Here is an 18,715-nt window from a genome sequence, read left to right as displayed (position 1 = left end):
GCTGGTCATGCGGTCTAGGGCATAGTGATGAGCAATACTTCCGTAGAGCGAGGCGGCAAGTCGCCGGGTCGAGTAGCTAGCTTGAGCAACGAGCAGCTAGACCTAAAGCGCCTTTTCGCTATGCTCTTAGCTGGGAAATGGTGGATAGCTACTTGTGTTGGCATAGGCGTGCTGCTGGCAATTGCATACCTATTTATTACGCCATACGTATATACCGCCGATGCTTTATTGAAGATCGAAGGAGGGGGCAAGTCGCCGTTAAGTAGCCTAGTCGGCCAAGGGTTGGATGGGCTTTCTGGGGGTAGTGATGCGGCTTTAAGCGAAATTCCGATCATCACTTCTCGTAGTGTTCTGGGGCAGTCGGTTGATGATCTCAACTTGACGATCAATGTTTCTCCGCAGTTACTCCCAGTGATCGGCGAGGCATTCAACGATCCGCAAAAGACGATCAATGTATCTAAATTTGATCTGCCTGAAAATTTGGAAAACCGATCATTCGAGCTTTCAGTTGTTTCGCCAAATACTTATCGTCTAGCGCAAACGGATGGAAGCGAAATCCTAACTGGGACCGTAGGTAAAACTGCGACTGGTAAAACGCCGGCGGGCAATGAGGTTTCTTTGCTCGTAAGCTCTATTTCGGCTGATGTTGGGAGTTCCTTCTCTCTTTCAAAACGTTCTTGGCTCTCCGCCGTAAATAATCTCAAAGGTCGATTGGCGGTTGTTGAGCTGGGTAATGGATCGGGCATCCTGCAGTTGAGCATGACCGGGCGCGATAAGTCCTATGTTCCCAAACTGCTTAACTCTGTCGCGAAAAATTATGTCCAGCAAAATATAGAAGCGCGATCGAAAGACGCGGAAAAAAGTCTGGATTTTCTGGACTCGCAGCTTCCGAAGTTGAAGCAAAAAGTGAACGCTGCAGAGAGTAGACTTGCTGATTATAAAGAAAATAATCAGCCAGTTGATTTGTCTTCAGAGTCTCAGGCTCTTTTGCAGCGGGCGTCCAACTTAGAACGTCGCAAATCTGAGCTAAAGCTTGAGATTGCTCAGTTGACAGAGCAATACACCTCAGAATATCCCGCAGTTAAAGCTGATAGGCGTCAGCTCAATCAGATATCTGAACAAAGCTTGGCGCTGCAAAAAAAGATCAATAAGCTGCCGAGTAACGAAAAAGAGCTGCTTAGCTATCAGCGTGACGTTAAGGTAAACACTGATCTGTATACGTCTTTGTTGAATAAAGCTCAAGAGCTAAGAGTTGTTAAGGCTGGAACTATCGGGAACGTTAGAATAGTCGATCCTGCCGTAGTACCTCTCGGTCCGACTTCGCCGCGTCCAAAAGTCGTCGTATTCGCGTTGACGTTTCTTGGACTCCTGGTCGGGCTGGGAATTGTTGTACTCCGGGCTTTTCTCAAAAGCGGAGTTAATGATCCAGCCGAGCTTGAGACTCACACCGGATATTCTGTCTATGCGGTGATCCCGTTTAGCAACTGGATGGCCAAGGAGAGTAGAAAAAGAGCCGGCCGCCAAGACCAGCCGGAGCCTATTTTGGCACGTGATCATGGCGATGACGTGGTCGTTGAGGCACTGCGAAGTCTTCGAACAAGTTTGCACTTTGCGCAGCTCGAAAGTGGTAGCAACGTGGTGCTAATGACTGGACCGGCACCAGGTGTTGGCAAATCATTCCTTAGTCTGAACTTGGGCTATCTTCTTGCGGATGCGGATCGGCGGATTCTGATCGTGGATGCTGATATGCGTCGCGGCCATCTTCACGATGTATTCTCTAAGTCGGACAGAGGATATGGTCTTTCGGAGCTCCTTGTTGATCAAGCAGGTACTGAGGACGTACGGCGCAACGTCAAAGGGACAAACCTAGATGTAATTACTTCTGGCCAGATTCCTCCTAACCCTTCGGAGCTTCTAATGAAAAATAAGTTCTCGAAGTTAGTAGATGGTTGGCGAGCGGAGTACGATCTGGTGATTATTGATGCTCCGCCTGTCCTGGCCGTAACGGATGCAAGCATAATCTCGGGAAGCATCGATAAAATTATCACGTTTATGGTTCTCCACGCGGGAGAGCACCCCATGCCGGAAATAGATGAGGCTATTGCTCGTTTCACTCGTCAAGGTGGTGATATTGCTGGCCTTATTCTCAATAGATACAAGGCAGAACAGGCGACCGCGTCTTATGGACATGGTCATTACCAGTACGCCTATTCCAGCGATAAAAGCTGATGTCTTCGAGGCTTGGTCCTAGCTAGGTCAAACATGAACGCGCTTCTTTCTTCCAGCTTGGTAAAAACGGAGCGATAGGCATCAGTTTTTTGCGGGACATTCAGTCTTAAATGTACATGAAAGAAAAGCTGATAATTTTTGGCGGCGGCGGCTGAATGCTTTCTAAGCTGGCTAAAATTACGTTGTTCCTTGCGCCGAGCGGGATTTTCTTTTTGCCGATTCCGGCGCTTGGCTCATTCCGAACTTTTTACATTCCGCTTCTCTTTTTAAATCTAATTGCAATCGCTAATTTATGGCGCCGGCAGTTAGCAGAGGTGGCGGTCTTAGTTTTCCTCTTTGGACTGTTTTGGTTTAGCGCGGCTTACGGCTATATCGCTTTCGACTTGGTTCCTCAGAGCCCGACGGAGAATCCCTTCGTACGCTGGGTGGTGATAGCTAATCTGGGGTTTGGGTTTTATTTCTTGGGCTGTTGGCTGGATGGCGCTGAAAATTCCGTCGTTTGGTTTAAGCGTGTCGATATAACCTATTATGGATTCATCGTTGTTTTCTCTTTGGGGTTTCTTCTTTACCTAAGTGTCGTTTTTGGCCCAGTGCCCGCAAGCTTTTACAAACATTTTGTTACTGTAGAACAAAGCGCCTTTGGTTATCTACGGTTATCCCCAGGGACTTATCCTAATGAATTCGGAACTTTGTGTTCTTTTTTTGCAATTTATGCGTTAATAAAGAATTCTCGTGAGGGTGGTCTAGTACCTGTAACGATAGCGTTGTTATCTCTGATCGGCATAGCGCTGGCATCGACGCGTTCCGCTTACGTCACATTAATATGCGGCACGCTCATCGTGATTGTTGGAATGCCAAGTCTAAAGCGTCAAACGCAAGCGATTGTCGCCATTATGATTGCTGTGCCATTAGGCCTTCTTCTGCTAAATGCGTTGTCGTTTAATACTATCGGAGTTATTCAGGGTGGTTATTCGGCAGCTATGGATCCCTCCCGAGGTAGTTTGGGTACGCGTTTAACAGCCTGGGCTACAGCTTATGGTGAATTTGTTAATTTTCCGTTCTGGGGTTTTGGCTTCGAGTCATCAAATATTATTTTCTTGCATAACTTGTTTTTGCAGGAAATATTTGGCCTGGGGCTGCTTGGATCTGCTTTAGCTATTTTGTTATCTATAGTTTTTTGGATGACTCGGAAGTGGGACGCGAGCATTGGCGTCATTTGCGTTCAAAGCGAAGACCGCCGATATATGATGCTGATACGTCTGGTTGCATTAGAGCATACTGTTTTGTTCGGCTTGAATAATCACAATCAAAGTCATTTCTTGACTTGGCTAACTTTCGCTCTTTTTGTTTCTAATATCTTTAATTTCGATCCAAACAGGCAAGCCAGAGAAAGCGGTTAATGAGCTTTTAAATTTATTGAATTCTCGTCTAGTCTGCGCACTTTTAAAATATTTCTCAAAAAATCCTGTCATGTTTCGATTAATTCGCGAGTTATACTCGCTTTTGACGCCTGCTCAGCGTCGAGGTTTGAAGTGGCTTCAGGCTCTCGTCGTATTGATGAGTTTTGCTGAAATCGCAGGTGTCGCGTTAATTGGTCCGTTCATGTCGATCGCGACGGACAAGGAGCATTTGCAATCGCATGCGAAGATCTGGGCGGTTTATAAGGAGCTCGGATTCACATCGCCGAATCAGTTTCTCGTTGTGGCGGGGTTGGCAGTATTTTCAATCCTGGTCGTTGCGGCGGTTTTCTCTGTATTCGCTTCTTGGCGGCTTTTTATCTATGGGTCGCGCGTCGGAGCGGAAATTAGCCAGCGGCTTTACAATCATTATCTTTATCAGAGTTGGCTTTTTCATGCGAGTGGGTCGAGTAGCAATCTGACTAAGCAGGTTTCTCAAGAGACCAACCGACTAACGGATAACATTCTCATTCCGCTGATGCAGCTTAATGCCAAGATGGCCGTGGTGCTTGGCATGGCGCTCGCTGTGTTTTTCTATAGTCCCGGCGTCGCCGTTTCGGGTCTGGCTCTTTTCATACTTGCGTATGCGCTGATCTATTTCACGGTTCGTCGCCGTTTGATTGCCAACGGCGCCATGATTAGTGAAACGGGCGGGGCCCGGTTCAAGCTCATGGCCGAGGGCTTTGGCGGTATCAAGGATGTGCTGGTCCTTGGTCGCCAGGAAATATTCACGGAGCGTTTTGAAAAAGCGAGTAACGACTTTGCGTATGCGAAAGGTGTAACGCAAGCGCTCGGGCAGACGCCGCGTTATCTGATTGAGACCGTCGCTTACGGCTCTATCGTTTTATTGGTGATTTACTTGATTACGCTTTACGACGGTAGTGCCGCAGCGATCCTGCCGGCGTTGTCGTTCTATGCGCTTGTTGGGTTCAAAATGCTCCCGGCGCTGCAGTCGAGTTATCAGAACGTTTCGAAAATTCGCTCTAATCTTGCAGCGTTCGAGGCAATCAAGACCGATTTGAACGAAAGCGCTGAAGGCGCGGATCTTTCGCCGGAACAAAACGCAACCGCTCGTAAAATGCCAGTTGCGGAATCAGTGGCGTTGGATCAGGTACGGTTTACTTACCCGGGCAAACAATCTCCCGCGCTTGATGGCGTTTCCATTCGGATTCCGAAAAATCACGCAGTTGGCCTCGTCGGCGCGACAGGATCGGGAAAGTCGACTGCTATCGATGTGTTTCTTGGGTTGCTCGAACCGGAAGCGGGTCATCTCCGAGTTGACGGAACGGCTGTGGCTCCGAACACCATGCGGGCTTGGCAGAATAGCGTGGGCTACGTACCACAGGATATTTTTCTTGCGGATGCCACGATAAGAGAGAATATTGCCTTTGGGATTCCGCCTGACCAGATTAGCGAGGACAAGATCAAGCATGCTGCTTCGCTGGCGCACCTCGACGAGTTGCTTGATCAGCTTTCGGCTGGTCTCGAGACTCGTGTTGGCGAGCGCGGTGTTCAGCTTTCGGGCGGACAGAAGCAGAGAATCGGTATCGCACGTGCCTTGTATGATGACGCTGAAGTGCTCATTTTCGACGAGGCGACAAGTGCTCTGGACGGTGTGACGGAGCGCAAGATCATGGAGGCGATTTATGAATTCGCCGGAAAGAAGACGGTGTTGATGATCGCGCATCGCCTGAGTACTGTTCGGCGTTGTAATAATATCTATTTGATGAAAAGCGGCGCGGTCATGGCTGCGGGCACATACGAAGAACTCTCGGAAAATAGCGATACGTTCCGACAAATGGCGCATGACTCTGCTTGATGTTTTGACGCTCGGCTCTATATACGCTCGGAACTCGCGCTTCAGTGCGAGACCGAGGTTCGGGTAAAAAACGCTGGTGCAGCGGCGACGATTTGTTGCATCTAATCCGATGCTTTCAGATGATTTCGTGTTGTAGCGTTCGCGCAGATCGTCGCGCGGCGATATCGTCTTACGGTTCCTGCCTGCTGCTTTCCTTGCTGGCCGATTTAACCTCGCGACCTAGAAATTGGATGATTGAATGGCTAATGGTGCGTCTGACTCGTGGAAGCGAATCAAGCTGACGGAAGGCACCCGGGCGCGTCGATATCACGCGCATAGCTATTACGACATCCCGGTGTTTGATGACGGCTCCCGCTACATAGCCGCCCATGAGATGCGGTTTGCGGAACGTGAGCCGGCCCCGCGGGAATCGGTTACCGTCGGAGTGGTCGATTGCGAAAGCGGGGAAGGTTTCGAGCCCGTCGGTTTAAGTACAGCGTGGAGCTGGCAGCAGGGGCCGCTAGCGCAATGGAGACCAGGCGCGGAGCGTGCTCTTCATTGGAACGATCGTTTCGAGGATCGTTTTGTCACGCGTGTCTACGAGCTCGACTCGCAGAAAGAACAGATACTTCAGCGACCCACATATGCAATCGCGCGCGACGGGAGTTTTATTCTGTCGCTGAACATGGCGCGGTTGAATGAACTGCGGCCGGGCTATGGCTATCCCGGTGGACATTGCGGTTTTCTGGAGGAAAAGTATCCGGCGAACGATGGGGTTTGGCGCGTCGATACGGTGACCGGCCGTGAACGTCTGATACTGTCGCTTTCTCGGGCGTTTGATTTCTTGATGGAAATGCTTGAGCCACAGGCGCGTCGTCTGCAACACGCGCACGAATACCATTATTGGTTCAATCACGCGAAAATATCACCGGACGGTCTGCGTTTTACGGTGAAGCTTCGCTTCAAGGTCCGCGGTGGGTCATGGAACGACCGCCAAGGGGTTAGCCTGACCTGCGGAGTAGATGGTGAAGATCTTCGTTTGCTCACTGATGCGACATCGCACGTAATCTGGCGTGATGACTCGTCTTTGTATATGTGGCGCCTTGACGGTTTCTACCTGTATCGCGATGAGGCGCCCAAGGGCGAATGTATTCGTCAGATCGGGAAAGGTCTGGTGGATTCGAATGCTCATTTGCAATATTTACCGACTGAGACGGATCAGTACGTTTTCGATACGCCATATCGAGAAGATGTGGATATCTACATTCGTGATGAGACGGCAAGGTCCACGACTCATGTGACACGGTTCAGTCGCCACCGGCCGAAACGAGGACCTTACCGCTGTGATGTGCATCCTCGTCCGAGCCCCGATGGCAACCGTATTGCGGCAACGTCTCTTGAGGACGGTGGGCGACAACTTTATCTGCTTGAGAAAGTCTGAGAATTCAAAAATCAACGGCTGATCAGTTCACATGGCAAAACGAATCGAGCGGATACGAGAGAAAATAGAATGTGCGTTCTTTGCCAGGGGCGAGGAATCGCAGGAGCTGTCCGCGGATCGGATACACGTCATCAGTTGTATTGGTGTCGAACTTGAGAGCGATCTGGTAGGGCACTTTGCGGATCATTATCTCGGTCTTGGTGTGCCTGCCAAGAATTTTCACATCGTTCTGAATGCAACGCGCGAGAACGCGGATGAACTGCGGATCGCATCTTCGATGCTGGAGACGCGCGGCATCGTGCCCGAAGAGATATGGGTCGAGCCTTATACTAGCGAGGCGATGTGGCAAAAACGGCGTGATGTGCAACGTCGTTGCGTGCCGAAGGATCACTGGGTGATCAGCGCCGATGCAGACGAATTTCATGAATACCCGTTACCCTTGCCGCGCTTCCTCGCCCAATGCGAGCTTAATGGCGTCACTTGCGTGGACGGCGTTTTCGTGGATCGGGTCACCCCTGACGGCACATTGCCGTCGCTCGATCGGGATCGGCCGTTGAGTATTCAGTTTCCTGTCCAGGCGATGGTTCAGGGACGCATTGTCGGATTTGGCGAAAAGAATCGACCATTCGGCAGTATCAAGCTCATGGCCTTCGACGCCGGCCTTCTGCCGGCGCAGGGGGGGCATGGCTTGGTCGACAAGGGAGAGGCCAGGTTCCTGTTTGGTCGGCACCTTGCCGAATATCCGCAAATCAGTTTACCTGCGTTTCGCTTTTGCCTTCCATTGCGTGTCCATCATTACAAATGGCATGCCGGCCTCATGTCGAGTCTCAATCGTCGGTTGAGTGCCGAGGGCGTGAGTCCCGCGGGGAAGGAGTACGGCGAAAACTTGATGGCTCACATTCGCGGTCGTGGCGAGCGAATCGACTTCGCGCAAATCGCTGTATATCGTAAGCACGCGTTATCGTCGTTTGTGGGTTGGCGTACTAGGCTGCGTGCTGTTCGCGGTCTCCATTACGCACGCAAAAACAGTCGCAGGATTCGACGCAAGTTGCCGATCTGATTTGTGGTCTTGTTGGCGTTTTGCACTCGATTGAATACCGCTAACGTCATACACCAGCTATATCTGACCGATTCCTTCAGTGTTCATTAGCGTAATCATCCCAATACATAACGTGGCTTCGACGGTCGCAGAGTGCTTGACGTCGGCCGCTACACAGCTGCCCGACGATTGCGAGATTGTCTGTGTCGATGACGGTTCCACAGACGACTCCATGAAGCGAGTCGAGCAAGTCAGGCAGGCCTTTCCAGACGCAGCGGCGCGTATACGCGTCGTCCATCAGGAGAATCAAGGTCTCAGTGTTGCAAGAAACACCGGCATTGCGTTGGCGTCTGCCGACTTCATCGGTCTGCTTGACTCCGACGATGTCCTTCGTCCCGGTTATTTCGCACATATCCGAGACATCGTCGACAGTAAGCCCGATGTTGAGATCATCTGTTTCAATGCAGACCGTTTTGGTGTCGGCAAAGACGGAGAAGTCGTCAGGCAGCCACTGCACGTACATCCGGGAGCCGCCGATTTTTTTCCATCGAGACCACAAGACTTCGACACGATCGCCATCAATTTTGCTCGTTGTCGCTGGTTTTCTTGGGCTCGGGTTTACGCTCGCAGGTTATTCAGTCTCCGCGGCTTTTCACCAGGTCTGAAATATCAGGATATGGAGCTTCTGCCTGAGCTATATCTTCACGCCAGGCGTGTGGTGAATATCGACGCTCGGTTGGTGGACTACAGAATTCATGAGGCCAGCGTCACGTCGAGGCCCAATCAAAGCACTCTGGAAAATCTCGATGTCATCATTGACTACTATAGTCACACCCTTGCCGATGTCTCCCCGAAGCTGAACGAGTTGCGTCATTTTGTCGTTGTTTCCGCGCTTGAGAGCGCATTTCATGCCGGTAAGAGAATGGCCGGTATCAGTGGTGGTCGGCAGGCGTTTCGATCCCGACAACGGGAAATCGGTCGATCAGTATTGGCTCGTTTCATGGGACGGCATCTGGACAAATACTCGAGTGATTCGGTGATTCTTCAGTTGAGCCCTGTGTTGTTTCTGGCGGTTGGCCGCCTACGGCGGTTCAGGCGAGAAAAACGACGTGCCGCATGCTCTGCGGGTTGAATATGATGTCTCATGATATCCGCGAATCGCGGCGTGCGTCAGATGCCGACCGGTTGGATCTGATGTTTTACCTGCCTGATTTGTCGGGCGGTGGGGCAGAGCGTTTGACGATCGACCTCTGCCATGAATTACAGGCCCAGGGCCATATTGCCGAGTTGACGGTCGATTCGCGCAAGGGCGAGAACAGTGACATTGTGTCGCCGTCTGTTCGACTACATGAGTTGTTACCCGGTGACAGACCGGCGCGACGGGTGATCGAAAGCGGTTTTGCGATCGGCTCGATGGGCGCAATGATCGAGTCGTGTCTTGCATCGCGCAAACCGGTATTCACATGGCAGCGCGTTGCAGCTCTGGCTGCGCATCTCAAGGCCCGGCGTCCGGCGATTCTTGTTGCGGCGCTGGGATATGCGCCGTTTATCGCCTATTGGGCAAATCAAATCGCGGGCCATATCTGCAAAGTTGTTGTGGTTGAGCACAACACTTCCTCAAAAGCTTTTCTTGCCGAAGGGTTGCCGATTCGAAAGCTGATCCGGCTGAGCCAGATCAAGGCGCTCTCTCGTCGGATATATCCAGCACTCGACGGGGTGGTCGCGGTTTCGAATGGTGTTGCTGAAGATGTCTCCGAGTTCGCCTATATCAATCGTCGGTCCGTTCAGACGATCTATAATCCAATCCCCTTTGACCGCGTTACCCGGTTAGCCACGGAGGCGCCTGGTCACGAATGGCTGCAGGACGATGCAGCCGGGCCGGTGATCGTGTCTGCTGGTCGACTCGTCGCCCAGAAGAATTACCCTTTGCTGCTACGTTCGCTGGCGAAGCTGAATGCACGGCCCGGGCGTCAGATGCCGGTCAAATTGCTGGTATTGGGTGACGGGCCCCTTAAACAGGATCTCATGGGTCTTTGTCGCGACCTCGGTATCGAAAGCGAAGTGGATTTCCTCGGTTGGCGGGCGAATCCATATGCCTTGATGTCGCGTGCGGACGTGTTCTGTCTGAGTTCCGACCGTGAAGGACTCGGCAACGTTCTGATCGAGGCGCTGGCCTGTGGGGTAGCCGTCGTGGCGACCGATTGCCCTAGCGGCCCGAGAGAAATATTGGCGGATGGCCTCTATGGCCGGCTTGTGCCACCCCGAGATGTCGATGCATTGGTAGCGGCGCTGGTCGAAGCACTCGATTTTCCCGAGTCGACGACCGAGGATCGTATTGCTCGTGCAGCGCAGTTCTCTGTACCCACCATTGCGGCACAGTACATCGAGTATCTGAGCCAGTTCATGCCACAGGAAAATCGCATTTGTGCGGAGCGGAAGCCGGAAGCATGAAGGTTCTATTCGTACATACCGTCTCGATATTTGAGTCGGTGGGCGGAGCTGAGGTCAGCCTCAAGTATCTCGCGACTTCGTTGGCGGCGCGAGGTCATGAATGTGTGGTTCTCGTGGCTGCTCCGGGGCGGGGTATTAGCCGAAAAGTGGAGCAGGGGGTCACGGTCATCGAGGCCGGACTTCGGAACATATACTGGCCATTCGACAAAAAAGACCACACCAGGCTGGGTAAGTTGGGGTGGCATGCGCTCGATAGCTACAACCCGCTCATGAAGCGTGTTGTCGAGCAGGTTTGTCGAGAAGAAAAGCCGGATGTCGCGTCGGTGCACAACCTTCCGGGCTGGTCAGTGGCTGCCTGGGACGCATTGACAACATGCGATGTGCCGATCGTGCAGGTGCTTCACGATCAGTACCTGCTTTGTGCAAATGGCACCATGTATCGCAACGGCCATAACTGCAACACACAATGCCGGTCGTGTGCGCTGCTACGACGCCCGCATCCACGGCGAAGCCGTAAACTTGCCGCGGTCGTAGGCGTCAGTCGTTTTATTCTCGAGCACCATGTGTCCAACGGCTATTTCCACGACGTGCCGATCAAACGTGTGGTGCACAACGCCAGATCCCCAGCGATTCTCGGCGGAGACCAGAACGCGTTGGCCCCCCAGCCCACGCCAACGGCGGGCGGCGTCGTTTTCGGGTTTATTGGAAGCCTTACGCCTGCCAAGGGCATCAAGAATCTGATCGATGCATTCGCTGATTTGTCTTCTGAAAGTGCACGCCTTTTGATTGCTGGCGATGCGTCATCCGGTTATGGGGCGGTGTTGCGGTCGGAAACCGGGGATGATCGTGTTCGCTTTCTCGGGCGAGTTGCACCGCGTGAGCTTTTCGAGCGTATCGACGTTCTTGTTGTGCCGTCGCAGTGGCGGGATACGTTCCCCGGTGTGGTCTTCGAGAGCCTCATTTTTGGGAGGACGGTGATTGCAGTCGATCACGGCGGCGCCCCGGAGATGATTCACCACGAAAAAAACGGTCTGCTATTCAAGGCGGGCTCGCAAACGGCGCTGACCGACGCTCTCACGCGCGTCAACGAGAACCCGGAACTGGCCGCGCAGCTCTCACGCCAGGCTCGCCTCGATGGCCGTGAGTATCTTGATGTCGAGGGTTGGGTCGAGCGCTATCTCGAAATATACCGAGACGCTCTGGATTCGCGTTTCTGAATGACGCGCTTATTGGCCTCGCGACGGTAAAGGGTAATCCTCCCAAAAATTAACGCGGGTCAGAAGTGGAATATTCTCGTACCCTGAACCGAGGATGAATCGCCCCGGTTTCGTCGGAGGTTCCAACTCTTGAGAGACTGGAGCGATGAAACAGAGCAAACGTTATTCCCCGGAGGTCCGTCAGCGCGCGGTTCGGATGGTGTTCGAGCATCAGGGCGAGTACGCGTCACAGTGGGCGGCGATCGGCTCGATCGCCGGCAAGTTCGGTTGTACGCCGGAGACGCTGCGCAGCTGGGTTCGCCAGGCCGAACGCGACCGCGGCCTACGCGATTGCCAGACCACCGAAGAGCGCGAACGCGTCAAGGCGCTTGAGCACGAGAACCGCGAGCTCAAGCGCGCCAACGAGATCCTGCGCAAGGCCTCGGCGTATTTTGCCCAGGCGGAGCTCGACCGCCGAGGCAAGTGATGATCGACTTCATCGACCATCACCGCGACGTTTACGGTGTCGAGCCGATCTGCACGGTGTTGCCGATCGCACCGTCGACGTACTACGAAGCCAAGCGGCAAGCCTCTGAGCTCAGCCGCCGATCGGCCCGCCAGAAACGTGATGCCGAGATCCGCGGCGCCATCCAGCAGACCTGGAACGCCAACAAATGCGTTTACGGGGCGCGCAAGGTCTGGCGCCAGCTGCAGCGAGACCAATGGCACGTTGCTCGTTGCACGGTTAAGCGTCTGATGCGGGACATGGGCTTGCACGGTGTCACCCGCGGTCGTGCGCCGCGCACGACCCAATCCGACGCGTGTCAGGCCGCGCCCGAGGATCACGTGCGTCGCGACTTTACGGCGCACGCGCCCAACCAACTCTGGGTGGCGGATTTTACCTACGTTGCGACATGGCGCGGATTTGTCTACGTCGCCTTCGTGATCGACGCGTTCGCGAGTCGGATCGTCGGCTGGCGCGCGTCCAACGCACCCAACACAAATCTTGTGCTCGATGCGCTCGAGCAAGCCATTCACGATCGCCAACCGGCCAAAGGCTTGATTCAACATACTGACCGCGGCGTTCAATATCTGTCGATTCGATACAGCGACCGACTGGCTGATCTCGGGATCACGCCCTCGGTCGGGCGTGTCGGCAGCTCGTACGACAAGGCGTTGGCCGAGACGGTGATCGGGTTGTTCAAGACCGAAGTCATCCGTCGCAACGGGCCATGGCGCGATCTCGAAGCGGTCGAGTTGGGTCGACTGGTTCAACCGTCAACGCCTTCTCGGCCCCCTCGGCGATATCCCGCCGTCCGAGGCTGAAGAACACTTCCATGCCACACTTTCCGAGTCCGCCAAGGCGGCGTGACCCAAACCCACGAGCCTCCGGGAAAACCGGGGTGATTCACTAAGCTTGTGGCTTGCAATTCTTTGACGACACGCCCTAGTGCTCGGTCATCGGGAGAGGGTCATGGGAGCATTGAATTGAGTGCTTCAGCTGACTTTCGCCAACTGAAACGGGTAATGTTGTCGCGCCCAAGTCGCGTGAGTTTTTGGCCTAGTTCGCGCTGGCGGTAGAGCGCAATCATGTTGTCGGCCAGTTCGGCGCTTGATTCCGGCGCGCTCAGCAGCGCACTGTCACCAACTATCTCCGGTAGAGCGCCGGCTTGGCTCGTGAGTACCGGACAATCCAGGGCTTGTGCTTCGATAGGTGGTAAGCCAAACCCAGCGTAGTGGGGTACAAAAACAAAGCCCAGTGCAGTTTGGTACTCGCGGCTTAGCGCCTGGTCATCTAGACGGCCAAGCGTACAAATGGTGTCAACGCCAAATTGTGCGTTGAGTGCTTTGATGCGCTCAAGATGGCGTTCGCTAGAACTTAAACAGCGCAGCTTGATCGGCACCTGCTCGCGGGCTTTTGCGAAAGCATCCAGCACTGTATCGAAATTCTTTAGGCGGCTGCCTGAAGCGTAAGTAAAGAAAGTGTCAGAACTGCGTGCTTTTTTTGCACCGTCAGGTGTGGTCAGCTCTCTCCCGATGGCGTTGTACACTACTCCAATCCGCGCTGGGTCGATGCGATAGGCTTTGGCGATGGCGTGCTGAGAGGAATGACTCACCGTCGCTATTTTCCTTGCGGTATGGCTGAGATAAGGTAGTAGGGCCGTATACCACCATCTGAAAGTGCGATCGTAACCTGCGGGATATTTCAGAAAAGCGACGTCGTGAATCACCACAAGCTGATTGAAATAGCTTACCGGCGCTGAATTCCCCAAATTGATCAGAAAAGGTTTTTGACGATTCCGGAGGAATTTCGGCAGCTCAAATTGTTCCCAAGCGAGCCCGCGTCGCTTGCCAACGATCTCAACGCTCGGCGCTAGCGGGCCCAGATCCAACGCGTCCGGTGGTGCCGCGATGACTACGTCGTCACGCAACATAGTGAGTTCGTACAGAAGTTCGCGGCTGAAGCGCTGCACACCAGTCAGCGGCTGACTTAGCACGCGGCCGTTCACATAGATCAAGAGTAAGGCTCCGAATCAACATTAAATACAGCGTAGAACACTTATTATAGCGCTGCGAGCGCCATTATGTGGCGGTTTTAGCGTGAACATTAAACCGCAACCAGCGACGCGGCGCGCCTGTTGTTAAACGGGCGTGTCCGGTTCTACTGACAGCTGATGCTGAGCCATATAAACTCTGTGTAATTCTGGCACTGAGCCGTTCCGCGTTGAGCTTAATGCGTTCAGATAACTGTTTACTCCGGGTGCCATTAACGAATGGATACGCAAGCGAGCGGCAATTTATTTGCCATTTTCATCGAAACCAAAAGCGCCGTTTACGGCGGTCAGAAGCAATTGCTCGCGCGTTGCAAAGAATTTGATAAACGCGGGCTTGATTACGCGGTTATTCATCCATTCAGAAAGTCTCTTTTTTCGGATGAATATTCTGAGCTGGAGCTTAAGGGCGGCTTGATCAAAAAGTCAGCAAGTAATGGTCGCTTGGCGAATAGCAAGGCGTTATCGAAGATAAGTCGTAACGTTTTTATTTTGCGAGAGCTATTTCAGTTAATCAGGCAACGCCGCGGTCGTGTCGTTATACACAGTGATGCGTTCGACAGCGCATATCTGGTTTCAATCGCGTCGCGAGTACCCGGCTTCATACCCGATCGGGTGGTCAAAGTGTTTTCGGTCAATAGTGATCGGTACCGTTTTTTCTCGCGTCTCGATCGGGCATTACTCCCTGCTCAGGATCGGCTTTGCACCAACTCCGAGTTTAGCCGAGATCAGCTTAGACGTCATAAGTGGTTGTCCGCTTTCGATATCAGCGTGTGTTACAGCGCCATAGATTTCGATACGCTGGACGCAGTGCTGCAGCGCGTGCCTCTGTACACCGCTGGACGTCAGGGCAAGGTGTCGATCGCTTATATTGGGAGTTTCGATCGGCGCAAGCAGCTCGATCAATTTGCGCGCTGTGCGATCGCAGCATTGCGGGCGATCGGATCTCGGTTCGAGCTGGAATTTACTGTGTTTGGCGATGCGAAGGACGCAGACCAAGCTTCTTTCGCAGAAGAAATTAAGCGAGATATTGCCAGCAGCGGCTTCGGAGCGCAGATCACTTTTGCCGGTTATTGCGTGCCCGAAAAGGTCGTGTCGAGAGTCGATGCCTTGCTCTGCCCGTTTCGTTTCGAGCCTTTTGGGCGAGTGGTCCCGGAGTTCCTCTACCTCGGGCTCGAGGTGTTCGTGATCCGAGACGGTGGTTTGACGGAAGCTGGCTGTGGATTTGCACGCGGACTTGATGCGTTGGAAGGAATACCTCTGGAGCGTGAGTTCGTTGCTGCGCTTTCGGAGTGGCTGGTGGGCCGCTCTCGTACGAAGTATGAGCTCGCAGATCGTCGGAAGAAGCTGCGTGCAGCGTTCGGATCGGCAGCCATAGTTAACCGCGAGCTAAAATCGTACGTGAAGAGTTGAACTCTAATATATGTCGAAACAGCGTGTTGCCATCGTTCATTACTGGTTTATTAGTGCCCGTGGTGGGGAGAAAGTTGTTCGGAGTCTGCTCAAACTCTACCCTGAGGCTGATGTCTATACTCATGTATTCGACGAGGCGGTCTTCCCGGATATCTCACGTAAACACCGCGTAATTACATCCTTTATAAGTCGCCTGCCGCGTGCGACTCGCTTTTATCAAAAATTTCTTCCCCTAATGCCGCTCGCGCTCGAGCAGCTCGATCTTCGTGACTACGACTTGATTATTTCGAGCGAGTCAGGCCCCGCCAAGGGGGTGCTCACCCGTCCGGACGCACTACATGTTTGTTATTGCCATTCTCCCATGCGTTACTTGTGGGACATGTATCATGACTACAGGGAAACGGCAGGGCGGTTGACTCGATTCCTGATGGTTCCTTTGACACACTATTTGCGGCTGTGGGACAGGCTTTCGGCGGACCGAGTCGATCATTTCATCGCTAACTCTAATTTCGTCGCATCACGTATTCGTAAGGTCTATCGACGAGAGGCGTTTGTCATTCACCCGCCAGTGGATATCCATCGATTCGAGCTTGTTTTGTCTAAGCAGGATTATTTCGTAATGCTTGGGCAGCTTACTGCTTATAAGCGACCGGATCTCGCAGTAGAAGCTTTCCGCTCGATGCCTGATAAGCGGCTAAAAGTCCTTGGAGAGGGCGAAATGGTGGATAAGCTACGGGCTACCGCCCCCGATAATGTAGAATTTCCTGGACGCGTGCCGGACGACGATGTAAAGGCGACGCTACAGCACGCTAGGGCCTTAATTTTTCCAGGCGTCGAAGACTTCGGCATTGTTCCAGTTGAAGCTATGGCTTGCGGCACACCGGTAATCGCCTTTGGAAAAGGTGGTGCGACGGAGTCAGTTAAAGATGGCGTGACCGGATTATTGTTCCAATCTCAAACGGTAGATGCCTTGATTGAGGCATGTGTGAAATTCGATGATTGGGAAAAGACGGTTGATCGGCCGGCACTACGAGCTCGCGCGGCGGAATTCGATGAGGCCGTGTTTCGAGAGCTATTTAAACGCTATGTGTCTGAGTTACACGAGGTAAAAGATTAACCAGAGTGTTACGGCAGCTTGTTAATGGATCCGTCAGAAGTGCGTGTCGGCCCGCCGAAGCGCAATCATCGCTATCGGTTATAATGATGCCCATTATTCAAATAAAGAAAACTGCGGTACGAATCGCGCAGCGCTACGTCCCTCGTCATTTTTATAAGCGGGCTCGGAAGTGGCAATTCGCTGCGCAGGCTGCTGTTGCAGCTAAGCGATGGCCGAGCTTGCTAGAAAGAGGGCACGAGCCTCATACACCGTTTCTTCCCAGTCAAAGGTGGGTTTTTCGAAAAGGCGCTTCTCAGGGCCGATCCCAGACGATACCACGGCAAATATGGCTTTTTTGGGAGACACTCCCGGCGCCGGCATTCATCGAGGCTTGCTATCGTGATATCGAGCGCAAGAATCCTCATTTTACGGTGACTTTATTAAATAGTAGAAACGTCGCGAGCTTCGTGCCGGAATTTGATGCTTGGCCTGAAGATATGCTGCCTCAGCATAAAGCTAATCTTCTGCGCTTATATCTTGTCTTTCGATACGGGGGTATTTGGCTAGATAGCTCAATTATTCTTGGCGAGTCGCTAGACTGGGTAATCGAGTGGCAGGAAGAGCAGAAATTGGATTTCATCGGTTTTCATAACGATCGAATATCAAGATCTGAGGACGAGCCAACTATCGAGAATTGGTTCCTCGCGGCCCCACCCGGCAATCAGTTCCTCCGGTCGTGGATTGATTATCTTTCGGAACAGGCCGGGAGTGGGGCAGATGCCTGTTATCGTGAGCTCATAAAGCGGGAAGAGGTGCGCCGTGCGGCTGAGCGCGTCCCAAACCCTCGATTGCGGGTAGCATATTTGGCGTGTGCAGCGGCTTTGTACGATTGCAAAAACGCTCGTATGGGGCTAGTACGTGTACGAGACGAAGCATTTGCAATCGTTGAAGAGCGTTCAAGTAATGACTGGGATATCGCCATCAACTGGCTTGTGCGTGCCGCGCCTGGCGGTCGATGGCCCGTTTTGAGTAAACTTACGCAGAAAGATCGCGGTATCGTCGAAGCTTATCTCGAACGTGGGCTCTATCAATCGGCAAGTCTTATTGGCCAAGTCGTTGACCAAGATTAGCTTGCATCGGTAATCCTCCCAAAAATTAACGCGGGTCAGAAGTGGAATATTCTCGTACCCTGAACCGAGGAGGTTCCCGTGAAGAAGTCCCGTTACACCGACAGCCAGCTCCTGGCAATTCTGAAACAAGCCGAGGCCGGCACGCCGGTGCCGGAGCTCTGCCGTGAACACGGCATGAGCTCGGCCACGTTCTACGAGTGGCGCAGCAAATAAGGCGGCATGGACGCCTCGCTCATGGCCCGCATGAAAGAGCTCGAGGACGAGAACCGGCGCCTCAAGAAGATGTACGCCGAAGAACGCCTCAAGGCCGAGATCGTCCAGGAGGCGCTCACAAAAAAGTGGTAGGGCCATCTCGCCGCCGCGAGACGGCCCAGCGCAGCGTCGCCGAGCGCGGCCTCAGCATTCGACTGGCCTGTGACGCGTTCTCGATCAATGTGACGTGCTATCGCTATCACCCCCGATTGTCGGATGAAAACGCCGAGATCGCGGACTGGCCGCTGCGGCTGACCGACACCCATCGTCGTTGGGGCTTTGGCCTGTGCTTTTTATATCTGCGCAACGTCAAAGGCTTTGGCTGGAACCACAAACGCGTGTATCGGATCTATCGCGAGCTCGAACTGAATCTGCGGATCAAGCCGCGCAAGCGATTGAAGCGAGACGCCCCGGATAAGCTGGCAGAGCCCGAGGGCATCAACCACGTTTGGTCCATGGATTTCATGCACGACCAGCTTAGCGATGGCCGTGGCTTCCGGTTGTTCAATGTCATCGACGACTACAACCGCGAAGGGGTTAGCACCCGCTAGCACGGACACTTCAGAGAAGGTGCACAATGCACCGAAGGAGTGTTTATGTCTAAGCGAAGAAGATACAGCCCGGAATTCAAGCGCGAGGCGGTTGAGTTGACCCGCCAATC

At 53.2% G+C, this 18,715-nt stretch carries 12 protein-coding genes, 2 pseudogenes and 1 other annotated feature; of the genes and pseudogenes, 13 read left to right on the top strand and 1 reads right to left on the bottom strand.

Annotation, left to right across the window (positions count from 1 at the left end):
• Positions 1 to 27 precede the first annotated feature (27 nt).
• The 9 genes and pseudogenes from D3260_RS10475 to D3260_RS10435 all read left to right on the top strand — a co-directional run bounded on the left by D3260_RS10475 (position 28) and on the right by D3260_RS10435 (position 12,983).
• Positions 28 to 2,229 (top strand): polysaccharide biosynthesis tyrosine autokinase, encoded by a 2,202-nt coding sequence (locus tag D3260_RS10475; protein ID WP_120098555.1) that lies wholly within the window; start codon positions 28 to 30, stop codon positions 2,227 to 2,229.
• 155 nt (positions 2,230 to 2,384) lie between these two features.
• The gene (locus D3260_RS17295; protein ID WP_147418172.1) at positions 2,385 to 3,629 is read left to right on the top strand and encodes an O-antigen ligase family protein; all 1,245 of its coding nucleotides are present in this window, start codon (positions 2,385 to 2,387) and stop codon (positions 3,627 to 3,629) included.
• A 70-nt stretch (positions 3,630 to 3,699) separates the two neighbouring features.
• Entirely contained in the window at positions 3,700 to 5,505 is a 1,806-nt protein-coding gene (locus tag D3260_RS10470) for an ABC transporter ATP-binding protein (RefSeq protein WP_120098554.1), read from the top strand.
• A gap of 238 nt (positions 5,506 to 5,743) precedes the next feature.
• Positions 5,744 to 6,925: a hypothetical protein gene (locus tag D3260_RS17290; protein ID WP_147418171.1), complete on the top strand. Its 1,182-nt coding sequence runs from the start codon at positions 5,744 to 5,746 to the stop codon at positions 6,923 to 6,925.
• A 31-nt stretch (positions 6,926 to 6,956) separates the two neighbouring features.
• Positions 6,957 to 7,985, top strand: a complete 1,029-nt coding sequence (locus D3260_RS10455; protein WP_120098551.1) for a hypothetical protein — start codon at positions 6,957 to 6,959, stop codon at positions 7,983 to 7,985.
• 79 nt (positions 7,986 to 8,064) lie between these two features.
• Positions 8,065 to 9,096 (top strand): glycosyltransferase, encoded by a 1,032-nt coding sequence (locus D3260_RS10450; protein ID WP_255415815.1) that lies wholly within the window; start codon positions 8,065 to 8,067, stop codon positions 9,094 to 9,096.
• Positions 9,097 to 9,101: 5 nt separating this feature from the next.
• The gene (locus D3260_RS10445; protein ID WP_158583493.1) at positions 9,102 to 10,415 is read left to right on the top strand and encodes a glycosyltransferase; all 1,314 of its coding nucleotides are present in this window, start codon (positions 9,102 to 9,104) and stop codon (positions 10,413 to 10,415) included.
• The gene (locus D3260_RS10440) at positions 10,412 to 11,632 is read left to right on the top strand and encodes a glycosyltransferase family 4 protein (RefSeq protein WP_120098548.1); all 1,221 of its coding nucleotides are present in this window, start codon (positions 10,412 to 10,414) and stop codon (positions 11,630 to 11,632) included. Before D3260_RS10445 ends, D3260_RS10440 begins: the two co-directional genes overlap by 4 nt.
• Before the next feature lie 145 nt (positions 11,633 to 11,777).
• Positions 11,778 to 12,983 (top strand): annotated as a pseudogene (locus tag D3260_RS10435) (IS3 family transposase).
• Positions 12,056 to 12,172: a sequence feature (AL1L pseudoknot), on the top strand. Its footprint overlaps the pseudogene before it by 117 nt.
• A gap of 100 nt (positions 12,984 to 13,083) precedes the next feature.
• Here the strand turns inward: D3260_RS10435 and D3260_RS10430 are convergent.
• Positions 13,084 to 14,121: a glycosyltransferase family 1 protein gene (locus D3260_RS10430; protein WP_233544039.1), complete on the bottom strand. Its 1,038-nt coding sequence runs from the start codon at positions 14,119 to 14,121 to the stop codon at positions 13,084 to 13,086.
• A gap of 264 nt (positions 14,122 to 14,385) precedes the next feature.
• Between D3260_RS10430 and D3260_RS10425 the strand changes: the two genes are divergently transcribed.
• The 4 genes and pseudogenes from D3260_RS10425 to D3260_RS10410 form a co-directional block, all read left to right on the top strand.
• Entirely contained in the window at positions 14,386 to 15,576 is a 1,191-nt protein-coding gene (locus D3260_RS10425; protein WP_120098546.1) for a glycosyltransferase, read from the top strand.
• A 10-nt stretch (positions 15,577 to 15,586) separates the two neighbouring features.
• Positions 15,587 to 16,693: a glycosyltransferase gene (locus D3260_RS10420; protein WP_120098545.1), complete on the top strand. Its 1,107-nt coding sequence runs from the start codon at positions 15,587 to 15,589 to the stop codon at positions 16,691 to 16,693.
• Between the two features lie 83 nt (positions 16,694 to 16,776).
• Entirely contained in the window at positions 16,777 to 17,802 is a 1,026-nt protein-coding gene (locus D3260_RS10415) for a glycosyltransferase family 32 protein (RefSeq protein WP_120098544.1), read from the top strand.
• A 78-nt stretch (positions 17,803 to 17,880) separates the two neighbouring features.
• A pseudogene (locus tag D3260_RS10410) lies at positions 17,881 to 18,593 on the top strand (transposase); the annotation flags it as partial.
• Between the last annotated feature and the right edge of the window lie 122 nt (positions 18,594 to 18,715).

The sequence above is a fragment of the Salinisphaera sp. Q1T1-3 genome (genome assembly GCF_003602005.1).
In the GTDB taxonomy this organism is placed as follows: Bacteria; Pseudomonadota; Gammaproteobacteria; order Nevskiales; family Salinisphaeraceae; genus Salinisphaera.
Note: the sequence above shows the minus strand (reverse complement) of the source record. Positions and strands in the feature narration are given on the sequence as shown.